Annotated in this window: 21 protein-coding genes and 1 pseudogene; 5 read left to right on the top strand and 17 right to left on the bottom strand. The window is 58.8% G+C overall.

Annotation, left to right across the window (positions count from 1 at the left end):
- Positions 1 to 31 precede the first annotated feature (31 nt).
- Positions 32 to 1,795, top strand: coding sequence for a cyclic peptide export ABC transporter (locus CAter10_RS09915; protein ID WP_061533285.1), 1,764 nt, complete (start codon positions 32 to 34; stop codon positions 1,793 to 1,795).
- 121 nt (positions 1,796 to 1,916) lie between these two features.
- Here the strand turns inward: CAter10_RS09915 and CAter10_RS09910 are convergent, their stop codons facing one another.
- From CAter10_RS09910 to CAter10_RS09835, 16 genes and pseudogenes are all read right to left on the bottom strand, one after another.
- A complete protein-coding gene (locus CAter10_RS09910; protein WP_470294980.1) occupies positions 1,917 to 2,921 on the bottom strand; it encodes an ABC transporter substrate-binding protein in 1,005 nt (334 codons plus the stop codon).
- A gap of 8 nt (positions 2,922 to 2,929) precedes the next feature.
- Entirely contained in the window at positions 2,930 to 3,751 is an 822-nt protein-coding gene (gene fhuF / locus CAter10_RS09905) for a siderophore-iron reductase FhuF (protein ID WP_231879293.1), read from the bottom strand.
- A gap of 5 nt (positions 3,752 to 3,756) precedes the next feature.
- Positions 3,757 to 5,820, bottom strand: a complete 2,064-nt coding sequence (gene fhuB / locus CAter10_RS09900) for a Fe(3+)-hydroxamate ABC transporter permease FhuB (protein WP_257722429.1) — start codon at positions 5,818 to 5,820, stop codon at positions 3,757 to 3,759.
- 46 nt (positions 5,821 to 5,866) lie between these two features.
- Positions 5,867 to 6,703 (bottom strand): ABC transporter ATP-binding protein, encoded by an 837-nt coding sequence (locus CAter10_RS09895; RefSeq protein ID WP_061533283.1) that lies wholly within the window; start codon positions 6,701 to 6,703, stop codon positions 5,867 to 5,869.
- Positions 6,700 to 7,722 carry a TauD/TfdA family dioxygenase gene (locus tag CAter10_RS09890; RefSeq protein ID WP_061533282.1) on the bottom strand — a complete coding sequence of 341 codons (1,023 nt, stop codon included), beginning with the start codon at positions 7,720 to 7,722 and terminating at the stop codon, positions 6,700 to 6,702. The genes CAter10_RS09895 and CAter10_RS09890 overlap by 4 nt, the downstream gene beginning before the upstream one ends.
- A 60-nt stretch (positions 7,723 to 7,782) precedes the next feature.
- Positions 7,783 to 8,043, bottom strand: coding sequence for an MbtH family protein (locus CAter10_RS09885; protein ID WP_061533281.1), 261 nt, complete (start codon positions 8,041 to 8,043; stop codon positions 7,783 to 7,785).
- Between the two features lie 70 nt (positions 8,044 to 8,113).
- A complete protein-coding gene (locus tag CAter10_RS09880) occupies positions 8,114 to 8,770 on the bottom strand; it encodes an RNA polymerase factor sigma-70 (protein WP_061533280.1) in 657 nt (218 codons plus the stop codon).
- A gap of 297 nt (positions 8,771 to 9,067) precedes the next feature.
- A pseudogene (gene rraA / locus CAter10_RS09875) lies at positions 9,068 to 9,561 on the bottom strand (ribonuclease E activity regulator RraA).
- Positions 9,562 to 9,595: 34 nt separating this feature from the next.
- Entirely contained in the window at positions 9,596 to 11,218 is a 1,623-nt protein-coding gene (locus CAter10_RS09870; protein ID WP_061533279.1) for a sensor domain-containing diguanylate cyclase, read from the bottom strand.
- A 519-nt stretch (positions 11,219 to 11,737) separates the two neighbouring features.
- Positions 11,738 to 14,341 (bottom strand): ATP-dependent chaperone ClpB, encoded by a 2,604-nt coding sequence (gene clpB / locus CAter10_RS09865; RefSeq protein ID WP_061533278.1) that lies wholly within the window; start codon positions 14,339 to 14,341, stop codon positions 11,738 to 11,740.
- Positions 14,342 to 14,427: 86 nt separating this feature from the next.
- Complete coding sequence (gene crcB, locus CAter10_RS09860) at positions 14,428 to 14,802, bottom strand: fluoride efflux transporter CrcB (protein WP_061533277.1); 375 nt, start codon at positions 14,800 to 14,802, stop codon at positions 14,428 to 14,430.
- Positions 14,799 to 15,287 (bottom strand): molybdopterin synthase catalytic subunit MoaE, encoded by a 489-nt coding sequence (gene moaE / locus CAter10_RS09855; protein ID WP_061533276.1) that lies wholly within the window; start codon positions 15,285 to 15,287, stop codon positions 14,799 to 14,801. Before moaE ends, crcB begins: the two co-directional genes overlap by 4 nt.
- Positions 15,288 to 15,348: 61 nt before the next feature.
- Complete coding sequence (moaD, locus tag CAter10_RS09850; RefSeq protein WP_061533275.1) at positions 15,349 to 15,606, bottom strand: molybdopterin converting factor subunit 1; 258 nt, start codon at positions 15,604 to 15,606, stop codon at positions 15,349 to 15,351.
- A 60-nt stretch (positions 15,607 to 15,666) separates the two neighbouring features.
- Positions 15,667 to 16,905 (bottom strand): molybdopterin molybdotransferase MoeA, encoded by a 1,239-nt coding sequence (locus CAter10_RS09845; RefSeq protein ID WP_061533274.1) that lies wholly within the window; start codon positions 16,903 to 16,905, stop codon positions 15,667 to 15,669.
- A 32-nt stretch (positions 16,906 to 16,937) separates the two neighbouring features.
- Positions 16,938 to 18,398, bottom strand: a complete 1,461-nt coding sequence (gene thrC, locus CAter10_RS09840) for a threonine synthase (protein WP_061533273.1) — start codon at positions 18,396 to 18,398, stop codon at positions 16,938 to 16,940.
- A gap of 156 nt (positions 18,399 to 18,554) precedes the next feature.
- Entirely contained in the window at positions 18,555 to 18,806 is a 252-nt protein-coding gene (locus tag CAter10_RS09835; protein ID WP_061533272.1) for a DUF2164 domain-containing protein, read from the bottom strand.
- A 342-nt stretch (positions 18,807 to 19,148) separates the two neighbouring features.
- Between CAter10_RS09835 and gmk the strand changes: the two genes are divergently transcribed.
- From gmk to CAter10_RS09820, 3 genes are all read left to right on the top strand, one after another.
- A complete protein-coding gene (gmk, locus tag CAter10_RS09830) occupies positions 19,149 to 19,793 on the top strand; it encodes a guanylate kinase (protein ID WP_061533271.1) in 645 nt (214 codons plus the stop codon).
- A gap of 43 nt (positions 19,794 to 19,836) precedes the next feature.
- On the top strand, positions 19,837 to 20,040 hold the full coding sequence (gene rpoZ, locus CAter10_RS09825; RefSeq protein WP_061533270.1) for a DNA-directed RNA polymerase subunit omega: 204 nt from the start codon (positions 19,837 to 19,839) through the stop codon (positions 20,038 to 20,040).
- Positions 20,041 to 20,137: 97 nt separating this feature from the next.
- Positions 20,138 to 22,420, top strand: a complete 2,283-nt coding sequence (locus tag CAter10_RS09820) for a RelA/SpoT family protein (RefSeq protein WP_061533269.1) — start codon at positions 20,138 to 20,140, stop codon at positions 22,418 to 22,420.
- Positions 22,421 to 22,479: 59 nt separating this feature from the next.
- Here the strand turns inward: CAter10_RS09820 and CAter10_RS09815 are convergent, their stop codons facing one another.
- Positions 22,480 to 22,932, bottom strand: a complete 453-nt coding sequence (locus CAter10_RS09815; protein ID WP_061533268.1) for a DUF1178 family protein — start codon at positions 22,930 to 22,932, stop codon at positions 22,480 to 22,482.
- A 320-nt stretch (positions 22,933 to 23,252) separates the two neighbouring features.
- On the opposite strand from CAter10_RS09815, the gene CAter10_RS09810 reads away from it, so the two are divergent.
- Positions 23,253 to 23,573 (top strand): hypothetical protein, encoded by a 321-nt coding sequence (locus CAter10_RS09810; RefSeq protein WP_061533267.1) that lies wholly within the window; start codon positions 23,253 to 23,255, stop codon positions 23,571 to 23,573.
- Positions 23,574 to 23,581 lie beyond the last annotated feature (8 nt).

The following is a 23,581-nucleotide window of genomic DNA, read 5'->3' as shown; positions in this document are numbered from 1 at the left end:
CTTTTTTACAACCCCAAACCACTGACCGCCGATGACAGCTGCCAACCAGCCTTACACTTCCCCGCCCGCCCCTTCAATTTCCGCCCCGGCCAAACCGGCCATGCGCCTTATCCTGGCGCTGCTGAAACGCTCGCGCGGCGCACTCGCCATTGCCTTGACTGCCTGTGTACTGAACGGTATTGCCAGCGTGCTGCTGGTGGCGACCCTGAATCGCGCACTCTCCGGGTCAGCGGCTGCTGACGGCGAGCTGGCCCTGCGTTTCGGCCTCTGCGCAGTGATAGCGCTGGTCACACGCGTCATTACCGGCGTGCTGTTCGCGCGGCTTTCGCAAGACACCATGGCGCAACTGCGCGAGCATGTCGCCAAGCGCGTCGCCGCGGCCGAGTTGCGCGATGTCGAAAGAATTGGCGCCGCCCCCGTGCAATCGGTGCTGACCGACGACGCCACCAATGTCTCGATGCTGTTTTTCGCCTTGCCCAACATCGTGATGCACGGTTCGATCGTATTCGGCTGCCTGGGCTATCTGGCCTGGCTGTCATGGCCGGTCTGCCTGCTCGCGCTGACGGCCATCGTGGTTGGCTCGATCGGATATCACACCGGCGACAAGCGCGCGATTGCCTCGCTGGAAGCGGCCGGCCAGTCGCAAGACAAGCTGTTCGGCTATCTCGGCGCATTGTTCACCGGCGCCAAGGAACTCAAGCTGCACCAGGCGCGCGCGCGCCAGTTCCTGGACGGCCAGCTTGGCGCCGCCATCGGCGAGGTACGCGATCATCGCCGGCGCGCCTTCAGTGCCTATGCGGTCGGCGTCGGCTGGATCGTCTTCCTGTTTTATGCCTTCCTCGGCGCCGCAGCATTCTGGCCGAAGCTGGGCGTGCATGCCGATCCGGCAGCTGCCTCCGGCTACATCGTTGTCTTCTTGTTCATGCTGCTGCCGCTTGATGGCCTGCTCAATAACGTGCCAACCCTGAATGCGGCTCGGGTATCGCTGGACCGGATCGAAAAAGTGATGGAAGAGTTCGGCAACCTGCGCACCCTGACCATACCGAGCGAAAGTGCATCGCATGCACCGTTCAAGACACTAACCTTGCGCGATGTCACCCACTCGTATTTCCACGAACGCGACGAACGGATGTTCAGCGTCGGACCGATCAATCTGACCTTCAAGCCGGGCGAGCTGGTGTTCCTGGTTGGCGGCAACGGCAGTGGCAAGACCACGCTGGCTAAAGTGCTTACAGGACTCTACGAACCGGAAGACGGCGTGATCGAAGTGGATGGCCAGCCCATCGGTTCTACCGAGCGCGCGGCTTACCGCGAGCGCTTCACCGCAGTGTTCAATGACTTTCACCTGTTCGATGCACTGCTTGGCATCATTGATCCTAACGATCCGTCACGCGCACAAGCCGACGCACGGGCCAATGCACTGGTCGCCAAGCTGGCGCTGGATCACAAGGTGCAGGTGGTCAACGGTGCATTCTCGACCCGGGCACTCTCCACCGGTCAACGCAAACGCCTGGCTTTAGTTGTGGCCTACCTGGAGGATCGGCCTTTCTATCTGTTCGACGAATGGGCCGCAGATCAAGACCCGGCGTTCAAGGCCGTGTTCTATGAACAATTGCTGCCGGAATTGTGCGCGCGCGGCAAGACGGTCCTGGTGATCACCCACGACGACCGCTATTTCCCGCTCGCCGATCGCGTGCTGAAACTGGATAATGGCAGCATCATCAGCGAAACGCATGGCGCGCAGCTTGCGCCAGCGCCATTATTCGCTGCAGCAGCCAACGGCACCGAAGGCTGAACATGAAACCGACCTGGAACCGCACCCAGAAATGGGTTGCGGTTCCTGCTTCGGACAATGCAAGTGAAATATTGGGATGGCAGCCATTTAGAAAATAGCTGCGCCGCTATCAACGCTGCCATCAACGTTTTAGCGGCAGCGGCAATGCCAGCAATTTGTCGGTCATCGTATCGGCCAGGCGCAAAGCTGACATTGGCCCGCCAAACACCCAGAGATTGCGCTCGACCAAGCCCACCCGGTCAGCCCGTCGCGCAGGCACAAAAGGCCAGATTGGCGAATCGAGCTTGGTGGAGAGCGGCACTTCAGGTCCGGTGGCGCTGACAAACAACACGGCTAGATCGGGCTTCTTGAGCATATCCTCCGATGTCACATAGGTGGTTCCTTCGCGCGTCGGCTCGGCATAGCCAAGCCGCAAGCCCAACGCATGCGCCACGCCACCCACCATGCTGTTGCCGGTGAAAGCCCAGTAACGATCGGTCAACCCCAGTTCCTGCAGCCATGCGACCTGCTCTCCGCTGCGACCGGCCTGAGCAATTCGCTGCGCATTGCGCGCCAGTCCGGCGTCGACTTTGGCTTCGACCTGCCGCGCCAGCTCTTCATGTCCGGTAAGGCAAGCGATAGTCTGGAATATTTTGCGGGTCCAGTCGAACTGGGTCAGCGCTGCGCCGCTCTTTTCCAGATCGGGACTGTACTGGAACAGCACGGTTGGCGCGATTCGGTCCAGCGCCGCGAATATCGAAGCATGCCGCAGTCCGACGCCGAGAATCAGGTCTGGCTGCAGCGCCGCAATCGCTTCGAAGCTAGGTTCCTGGCGTGTACCGACATCCGGCACGCGCGCCAAGCGTTGTTTGTCATAGTCAAACCATCCGGCATAACTGGCGGCGTCGGCCATGCCGGCCGGCGTCATGCCAAGCGCAGCCAGGTCTTCGCCGAACATGAATTCGAGCACGACAATGCGCCGCGGCCGTTTCGGCATCGTTGGATGAAATTGCGACACGGTGGGATTGCTGGCGAGAGACACACAAGACGCAGCATTGATTGCGTGGCTTGAGACATCAGCAGCATGCGCTGCATAGCAGGACAAGCTTGCACAAGCTATAGCCGTCACCGTACAAAGTCGTCGCATACACGCCTTCATCGCAACGAGTCCTGCAGCGCCAACTCGTCGTCGGGCATCGTCAGCAGTAATGGACAACTTCCACACAAATGTATCTCTCCTGGAATCTGATTGCGCATGCAGCATACGCGGCGCGCGCGAAACGGGTTGGGCAATAGCGTCGTACGAGGCTGGACATGACGCACCGGCATGCGTAACGGATTGGATTCGCCATCGACAGTGGTCGGCTGGAACAGGCGCGCCATATCGTCCGCGGCTCCCGGCAATGTCGCACATTGGCCGGCCAGATAATCGAGTAGGTTGCCAGCATTACTCCAGAATACCCGTGGCGCAATCCGCGTCATGTCTGCCAGCATCTCGATCACTGCCTGCAGATGTCCCAGCAGCGGCGAGTAGCAACGTGAACAGTCCACTTCGACTGGCTGCAGCGCGCCGGTGGCGAAATGGAGCGCAACCGGCATTCCGCCGCGCAGCACTAACCGGGTGCGCACCGGCGACATATCGAGTGGACGGCGCAACAGTATCGCAGCGACGCCGGCTGGCGCCGCCAGCCAGAAATAGTATTTACTCCATTGCGACAGGAGTGCGGGCGCATGGATATTGGCGTCGCCACCATACTGCAGCGCCATGGCGTCCAGCAGATCAGCCCGATGTGCACCAAGCTGCGTCAGCGGAATACAAAGTGTGTCTTCCACATTGTCGCCGGGCACCGATGCACCCTGATTTTCGGCAGGGCCGCCAAGCCAGACATGTTCAAGATGAGGCGCCATCGATTCCGGCGCCACCACCGCCATGCAATGCGCAGGTGCTTGCATATGCAATCCGGCCGGTAGCTGCATGTCCATTACCGCCCCCCTCTTTTCTCCCGCTGAACCTGCATGATCAGCAACGCCAGCAGATAAGGCGCGCCGATCATGGCGGTCAGCACGCCGGCCGGAATCTCGCGCGGTGCCAGTAGCGTGCGAGCGGCGACATCGGCTAACGCCAACAGCAAGGCGCCGCAGACAGCGGCCAACCACAAGCGTGTGCGATGGCTGCGAGCGCCGAGCATTGCAGCCAGATGCGGCGCCATCAAGCCGATAAAGCTGACCGGCCCCACCGCTGCCACCGCCGCACACGCGGCAAGCGTGGCAACCGTCAACACCAGCGGCCTTAAGACGGCGATCGGCAAGCCCAGACTTGCGGCTTGTTCGTCGCCGAGTGCAAGCAGGTCGAGCGGTTTCGCCAGAAAGGCAAGCACGGGCAACGCCAGCAAACACCAAGGCAGCAGTGTCATCACTTCACCCCAGCTGCGACCATAAGTGCCACCGACCAGCCAGACCACGAATCGCGCCGGCTGTACGCTCTGTTGCGTGATCAGCCACTGCGACAAGGTAGTCCACAGGGTGCCGAGAACCAGCCCGGTCAATGCCACCGCCAGCGGTGCGTAACGATGGCGGCGATTCAGCAGTAGGGTCAGCATCAGGGTAGCGCCGCCGCCGACCAACGCGGCGACAGCAAGTGTCGAATGGGCCGCGAAGGGCCAGAGAATGAGGGCGATGAATGTTGCCAATCCCGCGCCTTGCGTCACGCCCAGCACTTCTGGCCCGGCCAGCGGATTGCGCACGATGCTCTGCATCAGCACCCCACTGGCGGCCAGCAAGCCGCCAGCCAGCAGTGCACACAGCAAGCGCGGCACACGCAGGTCAAGCAGCATCCGCGTTACCTCGTCGCGACCATCCAGAGCCGCCAACCAGCTGGCCGGATCAATCATCCTCGCCCCCAGCGAAGCGCCGACAAACAACAGTGCGGCGCTGGCCAGCAGCAAACCGCCAGCGATCACCGGCCATGGCTGCGCGGCCAGCGCCAACATCCCGCGCGTTCGCGCTGCCGACGCCGGCGGCTCCTGTTCCTTGCCCATGGCGCCAGCCCATGCTGCACCGCTGCGGATCATTGCCAGCATCAGCGGCGTGCCAACTAACGCAATCGCTACCCCGGTCGACAATGTAGCGTCCAAGTCCAGCACCAGCACGGCGCTATCGGTCACCAGCACCAGCGCGCCCCCCACCAATGCCGACAACGGCACCAACGCCCCCAGCTTCGAGGATTTTGCGCCGCGTATCTGGCGCAGCAAATTCGGTGCGATCAAACCTACATACGACAATGGCCCGGCAATGCTCACCGCAACGCTCGCAAAGCCGACCGCGACCACCATCGCTACGCCGCGCGCGGCGTCGATTCGCACTCCGGCAGCGGTAGCGGCATCATCGCCGAGAACCAGCGGATTGAGCGGGCGGATCACGAATGGCAACACCAGCAACGGCAGCAACAGCCAACCCATGGCGGTCTTCAGCCCGCTCGCCCCTGGCTGGTAGAGACTACCGCTGGCCCAAAGCGCAGCGCCGGCTATGCTTTGCTCGAAAAACGCCAGCACCAGCGTACTAATCGCCGAAAACAGCAACATGCACACACTGCCGGCCAGCACCAGACGTAACGGCGTCGCGCGCCAGCCCGCCGCTGCCACCACGCATAGCGCAGCAGCCAGGCCGCAACCGAACAACAACGGCACCGACGCCACACCAGCCAGTACCGGCACAATCATGGCGGCAAGCAGGCCCAGTTGGGCGCCGCCGGTGATGCCGAGCAGATCGGGCGAGGCCAGCGGGTTGCGTGTGATAGCCTGGAACAGCGTCCCCGCTACCGCGAGACAAGCGCCGGCGACCAGCGCCGCCGCTACCCGCGGCATGCTCAAGTCGAACAACAAGATACGGCTCAGCGTGGCGGCGTCGCCGCCCTGCGCGGATGCCGCCAGCCAGAATTGCACGCCGGGAGCAAGACGCATTGCCGCTGTAACGATGATCAACACGATCAGCGCCGCCGCAATGACAGCCACCCTGCTCTTCATCGGCGCCTGCCGGCTGCTGAGCAGCGCCCCGGACCACGCGGGCGCGACGAGCGGAATACCGCCGATGCACTCATGCCGCGAGGTCCTTGCCGGCTCGGGCCGGATCGATCGCTCCCTGATAGGCAGGCACGCACATCGGCGCGCCCGTCTGCGGGTGGGCGATCTTCAGCATCGGCACATCGAAGGTCTGGCTCAGATAGTGCGGCTCAAGCATCGCATCGGGCGAGCCATGCGCAACAATGCGGCCGGCGCGCATCAGTACCATCTCGTCGCTGAAGGCGGCGGCCTGGTTCAGGTCATGCAGTACCCATACGATCGTCAGCCCGCGCTCCTGATTCAGGCGACGCAGTTCGTACAGGATATCGAGTTGATGATGGATATCGAGATAGGTGGTCGGCTCATCAAGCAGCACGATGGGCGCCTGTTGGGCCAGCGCCATGGCAATCCACACACGTTGCCGTTCACCGCCCGACAAGGCAGCCACGTCACGCCCGGCATAATCGGCCAGTCCGCTGGCATCCAGTGCTTCATCGATCGCCACCTGGTCAGTACGCGTCAATCCACGCAGCCACCCCCCATATGCGTAGCGCCCATAGGCGACCAGCTCGCGCACCGTTAACCCTGCGGGAATTTGATTGAATTGCGCCAGCATCGTCAGCGCCCGCGCAAGGTCGCGCCGCCGGTAAGAGCCCAGCGCGGCGCCATTCACTTCCACTTGGCCACTACGAAACGGCTGTAACCCGGCAAGCGTGCGCAGCAACGTGCTCTTGCCGCAACCATTGGGACCGCACAAGGCAGTGATTCGTCCGGCCTTGATGCTCAGGTCCAGCCGGTCAAGCACCACTTGTTCGCGATAAGCGACCGTCAACGAGCGCGCCAACAGCGCCGCTCCCACCGCCTTCATCATGGCGCCGTCAGTCGCTGACCGGCGTTCGGTTCGCTATAGCTTTGCGCCATCGCCACCACCACCTTGCGCGGCCCTTCGAACGGATCGCGGGCATGCGCCGTCAGCATGTTATCCAGCATCAGCACGTCGCCGTCGACCCAGGGGAAAACAATGCGCTGGCGGTCAAGCACACCGCGAATTTCAGCCAGCGCCGAGGCCTCGATTGGCTCACCGTCGCCATAAAAGACATTGCGCGGCACATTCTCAAAACCGACTGCATCGACCAGCGTCTCCTGCATGTCTTCATCCAGCGCAGAGAGATGAAACAGATTTAGCTGATTGAACCAGACCATGTCGCCGGTGCGCGGATGGCTTGCGACTGCCTGGCAGCGTTCGCGCGTACGCAACAACAACTCGCCGTCCTCGCCGTCACGCCATAAGCAGTCGATGCCGCGCGCGGCGCAATAACGCTCAACCACGCGCGGATCGTTTGAGCCGAAGGTCTGCTCCCACGGTAAATCAAGGCCTTGCCCAAAGTTGCGCACGTAGAGCAGTTCGCGTTTGGTAAAGCGCGCAATCAGCGCCGGATCAAGCGCCTGATAAATCGCGCGGCTGTTAGCGATCGGCGTGGCGCCGCCGGAACGTGCGGCAAGCACGCACTGGAACCAGATCCGCAACGGCCATTCACGCGTATACGATTGTTCGTTATGCAGCGGAATCGAGCGATGCGGCGGATATTCGGTCGAGGTGTATACGGCGCCCTCCACCTGGCTGCGCGGAGTCGATGCGAATTCGTAACCGATCAGCGGGTGCCCGAATGACGCGGCAAAGCGTTGGAACGCTTCCACCGGCGCCGCGCGAAAGCCGGTAAACAGGATGCCACCGGCCTTTTCCAGGGTGTCGTCGGCAAGCGTCCGCAATAGCGGCGCCGCCTCTTCCAATGAAATATCCACTCCGGCTTTCGGCGCGACGATAGTCGGCAAGCCCGGCTCGATCCGCAGATCATCAAGCGTGAGCTGCGGCACGGAAATTGTAGTCATACGAAATCCTCTTGCAGAAACAGTGCAACCGGGGCCGGAACCCGACCCGGGCACGGCAAATTACGATACTTGCGCCTTCGGCGCGGCAGCGCCATCCATATGACGACGCAAGCTGGCCGGCCGCATGTCGGTCCAGACCGATTCGATGTGCGCCAGGCAGACAGCCTTCGGGCCGCTTACTCCTACCTCGCGCCAACCGGCTGGCACAGCGCGAAACGTCGGCCAGATCGAATACTGCTCTTCGTCGTTGATCACAACGGTGTAAACATCGCCGTCCGCTTCTTTGGCAATGGTGTCAGGAATATTCTGTGCTTGTGTCATGGTGGGAGCTCGCTCGAAATGCGTTCAAAAAACGGTGACGGATAGGATTTGCTGCGCCCAAACGCCGCCTCTACTTCAAGTAGACGATTGGCGCGCGCATTTTTTTAGCATCACGCGAGTTATTGCTGTGAAATGCAGGAATGGCGGCGCCGCGGTCGCAGGCCTCCAGGCAGTTGCTGCAGTGCCGTTGCGCATCACGCACCATGAAATGCACGAGTGTCTGCGAGACGTTGAGTGCACGTGCGGTGCTCTGCAGCGTTTCGTCGCGCAGCCGTACCATTTCGAATGCATTGCGACTACGCGCCGGCAACTGAGCCAATGCAGCGAATACGTGGCGCAACGTATCGCGCACCTCCAGCGCGGCCTCCGGTGACGGTTCTTGCGAAGGCATATTCAGGCCGCTGTCTTCGTCGGCGCGGTAGATATTTTCAAGATTCTGGCGGCGACAGGCGTCAATGGATGCATTACGCACCATCCGCATCACGTAGGCGGCCGGCTGGCGGACAACTTCCTGATCAGGAAGATCGGCAAGCTTGATGAACACATCGTGGACTACGTCTTCGGCGCGGCTGGTGCAGCCGACAAAGCTGCGCGCCACATTGACGAACAGCGGGCGATTCGCGATAAGGGCATCAAGCAAGGGGGCGGCAGAAAGCGATGCATCGGAACTCAAGTTCAACATTGGCATCGCTGCCGATGGTTTCGTCCGCTCATGCATTTGCGCCATATGTTCACTCCACTAGGATAAGATGATTTCCAAGTGTAACACAAATGCGAATCATTCTTAATACGATTTTCAATAGCCCTATAAATGATAAGGACTATTCTGGCGAACAATGGAGTAACCCAACGCGCCGCAGCATAAGTGCATAAGCGGACGCGGCATGCTCAACCGATGAGACATGCTACGCACTCTCAGTAAATAGAAAAAATGTCAGGCCATGTCGGCGAACCACTTTGGGAAATCGACTGCATTAACACCGCCTCGACGAGACGGTCATTTCTGTCTTTGCCAGGGCGGCGCTTAATGCAGCTTCTGACTAGCCACCAACACCCCGTCGGCGTCAGCATAAATCCAGTCGCCCGGCCGCACCGTGACACCGGCTATCGAAACGCTGACATCACGCTCCCCCTCCCCTTTACGAACGCTACGCTGCGGATGCAACGCCAAGGCACGCACGCCGATATCACAGGCATTCAACTCCGCCGAATCGCGCACGCAGCATTGACGACAATCCCTGCCCAGCCGTTCTTCTGCGCCAGCACGCCGAGGTTGCCGCCGACCAGCGCGCAGCGCAAGCTACCGCCGCCGTCGACCACCAGCACCTGGCCCTCGCCCGCGGTTTCCAATGTGCTGCGCACAAGCACATTGTCCTCATGCACCTTGAGGGTTCGCGCCGGACCGGCAAACGCCTGGCGCTTGCCCAGCGAAATAAATACCGGCGGCAGCACCGCCAGGGCTGCCGTGCCCAGCATGTCTTCGTTGGCGTCGCAAAGATCGGTGGTTGCAAAAGTCATGACATCTCCATCGTGTTAGAAATCCGGAATCGCATCACTCGGGATCCACTGAGAATGCCGGACCACCGAATTTCTTGACACTATACATCCGCTTGTCAGCCACCTTCAACAAGGCTTCCAGATCGAGGCCGTCAGCCGGATACAGGGCGCCGCCGATCGATGCGCCTATCTGGAAATACTCGCCGTTAGACATCAGGATCGGCTTGTTCAACACCGCATAGATTTTTTCGGAAATCGCCAATGCCGATTCCTCGTCAGCCACGCCCGGCAAATAAACGATAAATTCATCGCCGCCAAAACGCGCCACTTCATCTTCTTTGCGCAAGGCATTCTGCAAACGCAAGCCGACTTCGATCAAAACCCGGTCGCCTTCATCATGGCCATATTCATCGTTGACCTGCTTGAATTTGTCGAGATCGACAAACAGCACAGCAAAGCGGAACAGATGCGGCTCGACGTCGGTACGGCGACGAAACTCGATTTGGGCAATCAGGGAATCCCGGTTGAGCAGGCTGGTCAGGCGATCAGTGCGAAGATGACGCTCCATCTCCTGGAAGCTTTCAGCCAGCTCACCGATCTCGTCCTTGCGATCGATATTCAATTTCGCCAGCGGCCGGCCACTGCCGATGCTGCGCACAGCCAAGGTTAGTTTACGGATGTCGCGCAATGCCCAGCGCAAAATTGCATAACCAAACAGCAAGGCCAGCAGGATCACCAGCAAGCCGAGATAAAGACTCTTATAGACGCCGCTATTAATCGCCCCCCAGAAGTCCGAGCGCGGCAACGCGACAACGGCAATCCAATTTAGCCCGGCGGCATCGCGATGGACCTGGGCCGCCACTTCGATCTGCCCGAACTCGCTCGGAAAGGCACCACTGATAAGCTGCCGCGGCTGGTCCAGGCCAGCACCGGGAGATCCTGCCGAATCGCCAGCCAATACCGCGTCCGGATGCTGCTGCAGATACCTTTGCACCAGTTGCCAGCTTTGCCGCATCAATGGCGAGCCTGAATCCTGTACGTTGACGCGCACCTTCTTGCCCGGCTCTCCCGGCAAACTGCCAAACGGGCTATCGCTATTCGAGGAAACCACAAGATTGCCGTTGCTTTCCGCTACGAATGCCAGCCCGTGACGATCCATCGACAACGCCTGCAGATATTCTCGCAGCGGTTTCAACGACAACTCCCTTGCCACCACGCCAAGCACAGACCGATTATCGCCATACACCGGCCGCGCCAACATCATTACCGGCTCATTGATGGATTCATCGACAAATAACGCAGACCAGGCATCGCGCATGCCGGTAGAGGCGCTGACGTACCAGTTCTGTTCGCGCGGCTCGTACTCCTCCGTCTCCAACAGGATCATCTCGGTCGACGGACCGCGGCTGCGATACAAGTGACTAGGGCCATCACCGGCGCCGCGCAGCCTGACCCGGAATTCATTGGCGCCAATCCGGCGAATGCCGACAAACTGGCCGTCCACACCGCCAAAGCACACAAAACCACCCACGGCGGGAAACAGCCCGGTAGCGATCCACATGCGCTCCTCCAGCCGACCTACATTATTGGGAAAAGGAATGCGCGTCGGCGTCTTGCCTGTAGCATCGGGCAATTGGTCTGGGGCCACCACGCGCAAGGCGGCGCCGGCGTCGAACAACTGCCGGTTGATCGCGCCATTGATTCCCCCATCATGTCTGCCAGAACTTTTTGCGATAACGCGTCAGTTGCGTCCTGTCCCGCCTGGTAAAGAAACCAGCCGACTGAAACCGCCAGGCACAACAGCAAGGTTGCAAATGGCAAAATGAATAAGCGCTGTAGTGAAGTTCGCTTCAAATTTGCCTCGAAAAACACATTAAATTGGCGCTATTCGACTCGAAGTGCGTATGTCTCGTTCCACCATCGAGCAGAATATAATTTTTTCCGGTCGGTCTGCCAACCAGCGTCAAACCTTGTTGTTGTCGTGTTCACCATACTTCACGGCGTCATCTCATCTCCTCCATATCGCCAAAAATATGCAATCGACAACATTCATAACCGATTCACGACGCAGCGCCACCCCCAATAACAAAAGCGCAAAAAAAAAGGTCACACGGCATCACCATGTGACCTTTAATCTTTAAAGCAACACGATCAAGCTTGTTGCGATTCTACTCTGTTGCTTATGTAAGATTCGAGCTTAAATTGTCGCTTTGAACACTATCTCACCATTGTTAACATTTACGTGAATAATGTCCTTTGGCCCGAATTTCCCCTCAAGGATCAATTTGGATAGAGGATTCTCGATCTGCTGCTGAATCGCCCTCTTCAGTGGCCGCGCCCCATACACCGGATCGAAGCCCGCTTCTGCGATTTTTTGCAGAGCAGCTTCGGAAATTTCCAGCCCCATATCCATCTTCGCCAAACGCTGCTCCAGAATGCGCAGCTGGATCTTGGCAATTGCGCCGATGTTCTTCTCATCAAGCGAATGGAACACCACAATTTCATCGATACGGTTGATGAACTCGGGCCGGAAATGATTGCGTACTTCGGCCATCACCTCCATCTTCACCAGTGCCGGATCGCTTCCTTCCATTGCCTGGATACGGTGCGAACCAAGGTTCGAGGTCATTACGATCACAGTATTCTTGAAATCGACGGTGCGCCCCTGACCATCGGTCATGCGTCCATCGTCCAGCACCTGCAGCAGCACATTGAAGACATCCGGATGCGCCTTCTCGATTTCATCGAGAAGGATCACGCTATACGGCTTGCGCCGCACCAGCTCGGTCAGGTAACCGCCCTCTTCATAGCCCACATAACCGGGTGGCGCGCCAATCAGGCGGGCAACCGAATGTTTCTCCATGAACTCGCTCATGTCGATACGGATCAAGGAATCGGTGCTATCAAACAGGAAACCAGCCAGCGCCTTGCACAATTCGGTCTTGCCAACCCCGGTCGGCCCGAGGAACATGAACGAACCATACGGCCGATCAGGATCGCTAAGACCGGCACGCGAACGGCGGATCGCATCGGAAACTGCAACGATGGCTTCATCCTGGCCAACCACGCGGCGATGCAATTCATCTTCCATGCTAATCAGCTTCTCACGCTCGCCTTGCAGCATCTTCGATACAGGAATCCCGGTGATGCGCGAAACGATTTCAGCAATTTCATCGGCGCCCACCTGGGTGCGAACCAGCTGCGGCTTGCCGTTCGGATCCGGATGCTCGGCCGCCAGCGCATCCTGTTTGGATTGCGTCTCCAGCGCCTTTTCCAGTTCGTTAAGCTTGCCGTACTTCAGCTCCGACACTTTCTGCCAATCGCTCTTGCGCGTCGCCTCGTCGATTTGCAGACGCAACTTTTCAATCTCTTCCTTCAGATGCTTGCTGCCTTGCGCACTGGCTTTTTCCGATTTCCAGATTTCTTCCAGATCAGCATATTCACGCGACAGCTTCTCGATTTCTTCTTCGATCAAAGCGAAACGTTTTTGCGATGCTTCGTCTTTCTCACGCCGCACCGCCTCACGCTCGATCTTGAGCTGGATCAAGCGACGATCGAGTTTGTCCATCACCTCCGGCTTGGAGTCGATTTCAATCTTGATCTTGGCTGCGGCTTCGTCGATCAGATCAATGGCCTTGTCCGGCAAGAAGCGATCGGTAATGTATCGGTGCGACAATTCCGCCGCTGCGACGATCGCCGGATCGGTAATTTCTACCCCATGATGGACTTCGTATTTTTCCTGCAGGCCGCGCAGAATCGCAATGGTCGCTTCAACGCTCGGCTCGTCAACCAGGATTTTCTGGAAACGGCGCTCCAGCGCAGCGTCTTTCTCGATGTACTTGCGATACTCGTCCAGGGTCGTCGCGCCGACACAATGCAACTCACCGCGCGCTAACGCCGGCTTGAGCATATTGCCCGCATCCATCGCGCCTTCGGCCTTGCCGGCGCCGACCATGGTGTGCAATTCATCGATGAAGACAATGGTTTGCCCCTCATCCTGGGCGATTTCCTTCAGCACCGCTTTCAGGCGCTCCTCGAATTCACCGCGGAATTTCGCGCCGGCCAGCAAGGCCGCCATGTCAAGCGACAGCACGCGCTTCGACTTCAGGCTGTCTGGCACTTCGCCGTTGACAATCCGTTGCGCCAACCCTTCGACAATCGCCGTCTTGCCGACACCCGGCTCGCCAATCAGCACCGGATTGTTCTTGCTGCGCCGTTGCAAAATCTGGATCGCGCGACGGATTTCATCGTCACGGCCGATCACCGGATCAAGCTTGCCGATGCGCGCCCGTTCGGTCAGGTCCAGCGTGTATTTTTTCAGGGCCTCGCGTTGCCCTTCCTGGTCTTGCGAGGCAACATTGGCGCCGCCGCGCACCGCAGCGATCGCTGCTTCCAGCGCCTTGCGGGTCAGGCCGTTTTCGCGCGCCAGGCGGCCGGCGTCTGATTTATCGTCGAGCAGCGCCAGCAGCAGCATCTCGCTAGCGATAAATTGATCGCCACGCTTTTGCGCTTCCTTGTCGGCCAGGTTGAGCAAGGCCAGCAGCTCGCGGCCGATCTGCACCTCGCCACCGTTACCGGAGACCTTAGGCAGACGCTCCAGCGCTGCCTTCAGGCCGGTCTCAAGGGCGGCGACATTGACACCCGCACGCTGCAGCAGGGAAGTGGCGCCGCCATCATCCTGTTGCAACAGCGCCAGCAACGCATGCACCGGTTCAATATACTGATTATCATTACCGACCGCCTGGCTTTGGGCGTCGGAAATGGCTTCCTGCAGTTTTGTGGTTAATTTATCGAAACGCATGGTTCCTCCAAAATATCTAATGCATAGAAAATTGGGACAGGCCAGCTAATTTCAAGCGCATGCGATGCTGCGGATAAAGGAAATATTCAAAAAGTGATGGCGCGATACGTCGCAAAGCCGGCAATACACAGAATGATCGAGCCAAACAGATGCAGCAGTGCATGCCCCAAGAACCAAGCATAGTCGCCCTGCTGCAGCAACACCATCGATTCCGCCGAAAAGGTGGAAAAGGTGGTTAATCCCCCAAGAAAGCCGGTGATCACCAACAGCCGCCATTCGACCGGCAGCAGCGGATGGGCTTCGAAAAAACCCACTGCCAGGCCAGCCATATAGCCGCCAGCCAGATTGACCACCAAGGTACCCAACGGCAACTGATTCTGATATGCGCCCAACAAGATGGTCGCCAACCAACGCAGCCATGCACCTAGTACCGCGCCGATGCCAACCGCAAGCCAGCTCATTTCTTGCTTTCGCGAATCGGCAGCGGCAATGCGTCTTGCTCCCATTTCGCCAACGCTTCATCGTCGCTGGTGCGCGCATCGACCCAACGCGCACCTTGTGGAGTGTGTTCCTTTTTCCAGAACGGCGCTTCGGTTTTCAGGTAATCGATAATGAATTCGCAGGCGGCAAACGCATCGCCGCGATGCGCCGAACTGACTGCCACCAGTACGATCTGGTCCTGCGGCAACAGCGGGCCGATGCGGTGGATCACCAACGCGTCGAAAATCTCCCAGCGCTGCCTGGCCTGGTCGACAATCGTGGACAGGGCTTTCTCGGTCATGCCGGGATAATGCTCCAGCTCCATCTGGGCGATGGAGCTGCCGTCGTTCAGGTCGCGTACCGTGCCGAGAAAAGTGACCACGGCGCCAATTTTCGGATTGGCCTGGCGCAGCTGCGCCAGTTCGACAGCGAGATCGAAATCCTCAGTCTGAACGCGAATTGGCATAATTAAAAACCTCGCTAGTAGCAGTCCCAGTCGCCTTGCGCCGACAGGAACGGGATTAACATCAGCCGCCGGTCACGGGTGGGAAAAACGCCACTTCGCCATTATCGGCCAGCACCGTATCAGCGCTTGCCAACTCCTGGTTGAACGCCATCCGCAACGCCCGCCCGTCAGCCAGCACCTCGGCCCAGACCCCGCCGCGCGCGCGCAAATAGGCGCGCACATCGCCAACGGTGGCGACCGCCGCCGGCACCTCCAGCGTTTCCTGCGACAGGTTGAGCGCCTCGCGGATGCTGGCAAAAAAACGTAGCTGGATTTTCATTACATTCTCATTTTCAATCAATTGCAAGAACCTGCGCAGTTGCGGGCTCCCCACGCATTATCATGTCAGCGCGGCAAACGGCAAGAAGTGCAACATGTCGCCATTGGCAATGGTTTTTCCCGGTGGATTGTCGACTAAGCCGTCGCCCCACACGGTGGAAGTCAGCACGCCGGAGCCTTGATGCGGAAACAGATCCAGTCCGCCGGCGGCATTGATCTTGACACGCAGGAATTCACGTCGGCGGTCCGCTTTGGGCCAGTTGAAATCGGCGCGCATAGGAATCGTCTGCGGCGCCAACGCGTCGACTGCAGCGCCCTGCTGATGCAGGATGAACGGCCGCACGAAAATCAGGAACGTGACAAAGCTGGACACCGGATTGCCAGGCAAGCCGATAAAGAAAGCCGTGCCGCCTGCGGCACGATGCACTTCGCCGAAAGCCAGCGGTTTGCCCGGCTTCATGGCGATCTGCCACATGTTCAGGCGCCCTTCCGCTTCCACCGCCGGCTTGACGTGATCTTCTTCGCCGACCGATACGCCGCCCGACGTCAGGATCAGGTCATGCTCCTGTGCCGCAAGACGCAAGGCCTCGCGCGTCGCTTGCAGATTATCCGGAACGATGCCGTAGTCGGTGATGGCACAGCCCAGGTTTTCCAGCAGACCGCGCAATACAAAGCGATTCGAGTTGTAGATTGCGCCCGGCTTCAGTGGTTCACCGGGCATCGCCAGTTCATCGCCGGTGAAAAACATCGCGACCCGCAGCTTGCGTAGCACCGGCAGTTTTTCCAGTCCGACGGAAGCCGCCAGCCCCAGGTGCTGCGGCCGCAGGCGCGTACCCGCAGCGAGAATCACGCTACCGTTGCGGATATCCTCGCCGGCGCGACGCACCCATTCGCCAACTGCCGGCGCATGCTTGACCAGCACCGCTTCGCCATCGGCTTCGCACATTTCCTGCATCACCACGGCATCGGCGCCGGCCGGGATCATCGCGCCGGTAAAGATGCGGGCGGCAGTGCCGGGTTGCAAAGGCGCACCGACGTGTCCGGCCGGGATCCGCTGGGATACCGGCAACCGCGCAGCGCCACTGGCGCAATCCACCGCCCGCACCGCGTAACCGTCCATTTGCGTATTGTCGGCCGGCGGCACATTCAAGTGCGACGTTTGCGCCTCGGCCAGCATACGCCCATTGGCGGCCAGCGTCGGCAGCAGTTCGATCGCGCCACCCGTCAGCAACGGGCGCTCGGTCGCCAGCAGCACCTGCAAGGCCGCGGCGACATCCAACATCGGTGGTTTTTGCATCATTCTTGGTTTGTTGATCTGTGGGTACTCAGCGGTTACAAGCCAGTGTGCGTGGCGATGAATTGCTTGACCTGAGCCACATCCGCTGGCATCACGTCAAAGCGCTGCGGCAGCGCCTCAATGTTTTCAAAACCTGCCGGGCGCTCCGCATCGTGCCCCAGCGCTTCGCGGATGGTTTCGTTGAACTTGGCAGGCAACGCCGTTTCCAGCACGATCATCGGCACGCCGGGCGCCATGTATTCACGCGCCACCTTGACGCCATCGGCGGTGTGCGTGTCGATAGTAATGCCATAGCGCGTCTGCACGTCGCGGATGGTATCGAGGCGATCCTGATGCGTCGATTTACCGGACTGGAAGCCGAACTGGCCGATCTTCGCGAATTCATCGCCATCGCTGCCCGCACCGCCCGCCAGACTGAAGCCACCTTCGGTCTCGACTTTGTGGAACAAGGCGCGCACGCGTTCGCTATCGCCATCCAGCAGGTCATGAACAAAGCGCTCGAAATTGGACGCCTTGCTGATATCCATGCTCGGGCTGCTGGTGTGGTAAGTCTCGGCCGCCTTGCGCACCCGGTAGATGCCGGTACGGAAGAACTCGTCGAGCACGTCGTTCTCGTTGGTGGCGGCAACCAGCTTGTCGATCGGCAAGCCCATCATGCGCGCGATATGACCGGCGCAGATATTGCCGAAATTACCGGATGGAACAGTGAACGAGACTTTCTGGTCGTTGCTGGTGGTCGCACTCAGGTAGCCGCGGAAGTAATACACCACCTGCGCCACCACCCGCGCCCAGTTGATCGAATTAACGGTGCCGATTTTCTGCGCAGCCTTGAATGCGTGGTCGTTGGAGACGGCCTTGACCATGTCTTGGCAATCGTCGAACACGCCTTCGACGGCGATATTGAAAATGTTCGGGTCTTGCAGGCTGAACATTTGCGCGGTCTGGAAGGCGCTCATTTTCTTGTGCGGCGACAACATGAAGACGCGGATACCCTTCTTGCCGCGCATTGCGTATTCGGCAGCGCTGCCGGTGTCACCGGATGTCGCGCCAAAAATATTCAGCTTGGCGTCGTGCTTGGCCAGCGTGTATTCAAACAGGTTGCCCAGCAACTGCATCGCCATGTCCTTGAAGGCCAGCGTCGGGCCGTTCGACAACGCTTGCAGCAGCAGCTTGCCGCCATCCCTTTCCTCCAGCACGCGCAATGGCGTGATCTGGCTGGCATCCTCGCCGGCACGCGCGTTGCGATATACCTCCGCGGTGTAAGTCTTGTGCGCCAGCGCTTTCAAGTCGGCCTCGGGCACGTCGGTCGCAAATTTTTTCAGGACTTCGAACGCCAGATCGGCGTACGACAGGCTGCGCCAAGCATCCAGCTCGGCGCCGCTCACCTGCGGATATTCGGCTGGCAGGTACAAGCCGCCATCCGGAGCCAGGCCGCCAAGCAGGATTTCAGAAAAATTTTGTGCGGCTGCGTGGCCACGAGTCGAGACATATTGCATAGGATTGGATGAGGTTTTGTGGTTACGAATACCGATGGGGCCTGATAACGAAGAAAATGCACGAGGCAAGAGCGGCTCCGCCGCGAATTACTGTCTTTCACATTATAGCCGCCGCAAGCAGGCCGCTGTCAGCTTTGCATGATCGGGCCGGTCACTCTATTTCTTTTTCCAGTAATCGGCCGCATCCTCGTAGCACTCCACCGTCAGATCGGCAACCTTGGCTTCCATATGCGCCTGGGCATCGGCTACCGCTTGATTGTAAATGCTGGGACCGATTACCTTGACGCAGAAATCGAGCAGCATGGCGGCCTTCAGGTCGCCGATCGGCTCTTCCATGTTTTCCTTGAAATAGCGCTGGATCGAGCCAATCAGATCCTTTTGTTCCTCTTGCCGTAATTTGATCGCCATGACGCATTCCCTTGTCTTTAATGCATGATTACAGGTTCAAAAACAGCGTGCCGAATGCATTGTTTTCGAAAGCCCGTTACTCTACTACATGACTCGCATGTTCGTTATCACCCAGCCAATATACAAGTCGGCTTGGACGCACATACAAATGATACAAATGCGCACTGCATCCTTATTGCCACACTGATACAATATCGGTCTTACGCCAATGCGCAGGAAATGCCTGGCAGGCCCGTCGTCAATATGGCGATAATTGGCCTTATTCCGCTTGCAACCCATTCAATTGTTATGACACCTCCACTTTCAACGTCCCCGTCGACCGATCTGCAAAACAGTTCGGCGATGCCCGACGAACATCCGATGTCCGGCAGCCTGTTCATGGTGGTAGCACCTTCCGGTGCCGGCAAATCGACGCTGGTCAACGCGCTGCTGGCACAGGAACCCGCCATCAAGCTGTCGATCTCGTACACCACTCGGCCACCGCGCCCCAGTGAGCAAGATGGCCGCGAGTACCACTTCACAACCGTCGAAGACTTCCGTGCACGCCACAAACAGGGCGAATTCCTGGAATGGGCAGAGGTCCACACCAATTATTACGGCACATCGCGCCTGGCAATCGCCGAGCAGATGCAGTCCGGCACCGATGTTCTGCTGGAGATCGATTGGCAAGGCGCGCAGCAGGTCAAGAAACAGTTCCCCAACGCGGTCGGCATTTTCATCCTGCCGCCATCGATTGCCGCGCTGGAAGACCGCCTGAAAAAACGCGGTCAGGACGAACCGCAAGTAATTACGCGCCGAATTCTTGCCGCCGGCGGCGAAATCGCGCACGCCCCCGAGTTTGAATATGTTATTATTAATCAAGAGTTTGCAACTGCTCTGTCGGAATTAACAGCGATCGTCAAAGCCACTCGCTGCCGCTTTTCGCAGCAGGCAGTGTGCAACGCCTCGTTATTTGCCCAACTGGGCATCCACGCCAACTTAAGTTAATATTAAGTCAATGCCTGACAGGCACCGATTTCTGGAGAAATATATGGCCCGCATCACCATCGAAGATTGTTTGAAACAGATTCCTAACCGCTTTCAACTGACGCTGTCCGCGACTTATCGCGCACGTCAGCTGTTGCAAGGCCACACCGCCAAAGTGGACGCCAAGGACAAGCCAACCGTTGTCGCCCTGCGCGAAATCGCTGCCGGCAAGATCGGTATTGAAATGCTGAAGAAAGTACCTGGTTAATTAGTTGATCGAGGACGGAGCAATGTGTTGCGCCTTGGCGAATCCTGCACTCCGTCCAACAATCAGTTCACCATCATGCGGCTGACATCGACCCAGTATGAACCTGACATCTCCAGATTCAAGCATGTCATCGGCTGCAACCACAAAAAAACGGGCGGCATCCCCCCGCTCAGCCAGAAAACCCGCTAATACCCCTCCTTTGCCAGACCCTCAGCCCGCCTCCCAATTCGGCGTTGCCTCGATTACCCACCTGACCACCAAGCTTGCCGAGTACCTGACCCCGACGGAATTGAAGAAGGTCAAGGAAGCGTATCGCTTTTCCGATGAAATGCATCTCGGTCAGATGCGGAAGTCCGGCGAGCCTTATATTTCACACCCGATTGCCGTCGCTGAAATCTGCGCCGACTGGAAACTCGACGCGCAAGCCATCATGGCCGCCCTGCTGCACGATGTCATGGAAGATCAGGACGTCAAGAAGGACGAGCTGATCGAGCGCTTCGGCGCACCGGTAGCGACCCTGGTTGACGGCTTGTCGAAACTGGACAAGATCGAATTCCAGAGCCAGATCGAAGCGCAGGCCGAAAACTTCCGCAAGATGCTGCTGGCGATGGCGCGCGATGTGCGCGTGATCCTGGTCAAGCTGGCCGACCGCCTGCACAACATGCGCACGCTGGGCGTGATGGCGCCGGAAAAGAAACGCCGCATCGCGCGCGAGACGATGGAAGTCTACATCCCGATCGCGCATCGGCTTGGCCTCAACAACATCTACCGCGAACTGCAGGAACTGGCCTTCTCGCACCTGTACCCGCTGCGCCATCGCACCTTGGCGAAGGCAGTCAAGGCAGCGCGCGGCAACCGCCGCGAAGTGGTCAGCAAAATCCTGGAATCGGTCAGCACTACGCTGGCGGCAACCGGCATCAATGCTCAGATTGACGGCCGCGAGAAAAGCCTGTTCGGCATCTATCGCAAAATGCACAACAAGCACCTGTCTTTTTCGCAGGTGCTTGATGTCTACGGCTTCCGCATCGTGGTCGACACCTTCGCCAATTGCTACCTGGCGCTCGGTACGCTGCATGCGCTTTACAAGCCGATGCCAGGCAAGTTCAAGGACTACATCGCCATTCCCAAGCTGAACGGCTACCAGTCGCTGCACACTACGCTGATCGGCCCCTACGGCACGCCTGTGGAGTTCCAGATCCGCACCCAGGACATGCACCGCGTCGCCGAATCCGGCGTCGCGGCACACTGGTTGTACAAGGACGAAGAAGGCAACCTGAGCGACCTGCAGCAGCGCACCCATGCGTGGCTGCAATCGCTGCTCGATATTCAGAAGCAAACCGGTGATTCGGCCGAGTTTCTGGAGCACGTCAAGGTCGACCTGTTCCCCGATTCGGTCTATGTGTTTACGCCAAAATCGAAGATCATCGCGCTACCTCGCGGGGCCACCGCGCTCGATTTCGCCTACACCATCCACACCGATGTCGGCGACCAGACTATCGCCGCCAAGATCAACCATGAACCCGCGCCGCTACGCACCGAACTGCACAACGGCGACATCGTCGAGATCATCACCTCGACCACCTCACGCCCAAGCCCCAACTGGCTCAGCTTCGTACGTACCGGCAAGGCGCGCTCGGCAATCCGTCATTATCTGCGCACCATCAACCTCGGCGAGTCGCTGGAACTCGGCAAGCATCTGCTGTCGCAGGCGTTGGCGTCGCTCAACTTGAATCCGGCGCTGGCGCCAGTGGTGGTCGAACGTCTGTTGAATGAATCGAGTGCCAAATCGCTCGATGAAATCTATGCCGACATCGGCGTCGGCAAACGCATGGCGACACTGGTGGCGCGCCACATCATGGGCCTGCTGGAAAACGAACCGCTGGCCTCGCCGCTTCTCGACCTGGAGAGCGTCGGCGCCCCGAGCAAGATGGATCCGGTGGTCATATATGGCAGCGAAGGCATTTCGGTGCAATTGTCGCCATGCTGTCAACCGATTCCGGGCGACCATATCGTCGGCCAGCTCAAGCGCGATCAGGGCCTGGTGGTGCACGCCGAAGACTGCAATATCGCCAAGCGTCAACGCAACAAAGATCCGGACCGCTGGATCGAAGTGCTGTGGGGCGAGGACCTGAATCGTCGTTTCGATTGCCGCATCAAGGTGCTGGTGCATAACGACAAGGGCATCCTAGCGCGGGTTGCTGCGGAAATCGGCGATTCCGATGCCAACATCATCTATGTCAACATGGATGACGACAAAGATCAGATGATGACGCAACTCATCTTCACCATCCAGGTGGAAGACCGCGTTCACCTGGCGCGGCTGATGCGCAATGTGCGCCGTATCCGCGGCGTGACACGCATCCTGCGCGACCGCAGTTGACTGCTCACAGGCAATTTGACTGAATAACAGGATAACGGCCGGTCAGCACCGGCCGTTTTTTATTGCAGCGATTGCTTGCCAGGCAATGCTATCGGCAGTTGAAAAACGTCGATGCCCTCTTCCGCCAGCTCCTCTCGCTGCTCAGCAGAGGCAGTGCCGCGAATCCCGTATGCTGGCACTTCATTGTAGTGAATACGCCGTGCCTCCTCTGTGAAACGCTCGCCAACATCCTCGGTGTTTTCCACTACCTGACGCACCATTTCCGCCAGTTGCTGCTGCAACGGCGCCATCGCCGACAGCGCTCCCGATTGCTCACGCGCTGTAACGGAAGCAGTTTCCCTAGAGTTCGACAGATTCAGATGAGGCGCGGAAGGCAGTTTGCTTACCTTCAGACTGTCGCACACCGGGCAACTGATCTGTTGCCGTTCCGATTGCGACAGAAAATCATCTTCCGAGGCAAACCAACCCTCGAAGCGATGCTGTTGCTCACAAGATAAATTGTAGACTTTCATGGATAGCTGCTTACCTAAAACCCTAGGCCCGAAATGCCAAAAACGCAAAAGCCTTCGCGTAGTCATGCCGAAACATGCCAAGCATCAATGCTAATACGTCGAAAGACAGTGATGCTACGCCAATCAGCATAGAACTTATCGGCTGCTTCGATACCGCCCGTTATCTCAACCGACCCTCACCATAGCGATTTTCCATAGGGCCTGTTGGCAAGCCCAAATTGAATGCCAACAGGCCCTAGCTTCGACGAGCTTTGTTTCCTAGAATGAAGCGGAAGCGACGTGGTCGCCGCAGGCTTTTGCTCACATGAATCGGGGGCAACATGAGGAAGATACTGTTGGTATTGCTGCTTGGCATTGTCGCCGCAGCCCTGCCAAGTTACGTGATTGCCGGACAAGCGCAAACTTTTGCTCCGCCACCCTTGTTTGGCCCGGTGTTTCATCCGGCGCCATTGCTCCATCCGACATCTACCGTTATCGCTCCGCTTACCTGGCGCGAACGGAATGAGTGGGACAAGCGACGTACTGATCAATGGAGCGAATTAGAGTGGCAACGCCAGCAATGGCGCGAAAACCACGGCGAGGCAGTGCCGCCAACGGATAACGCTGCGACGCGCCCCTCAATGCCTGCCACCAGTTTTTGATCCAATCC

It is taken from the genome of Collimonas arenae (assembly GCF_001584165.1).
In the GTDB taxonomy this organism is placed as follows: domain Bacteria; phylum Pseudomonadota; class Gammaproteobacteria; order Burkholderiales; family Burkholderiaceae_D; genus Collimonas; species Collimonas arenae.
This window is presented reverse-complemented; position numbering and strand designations above follow the sequence as displayed.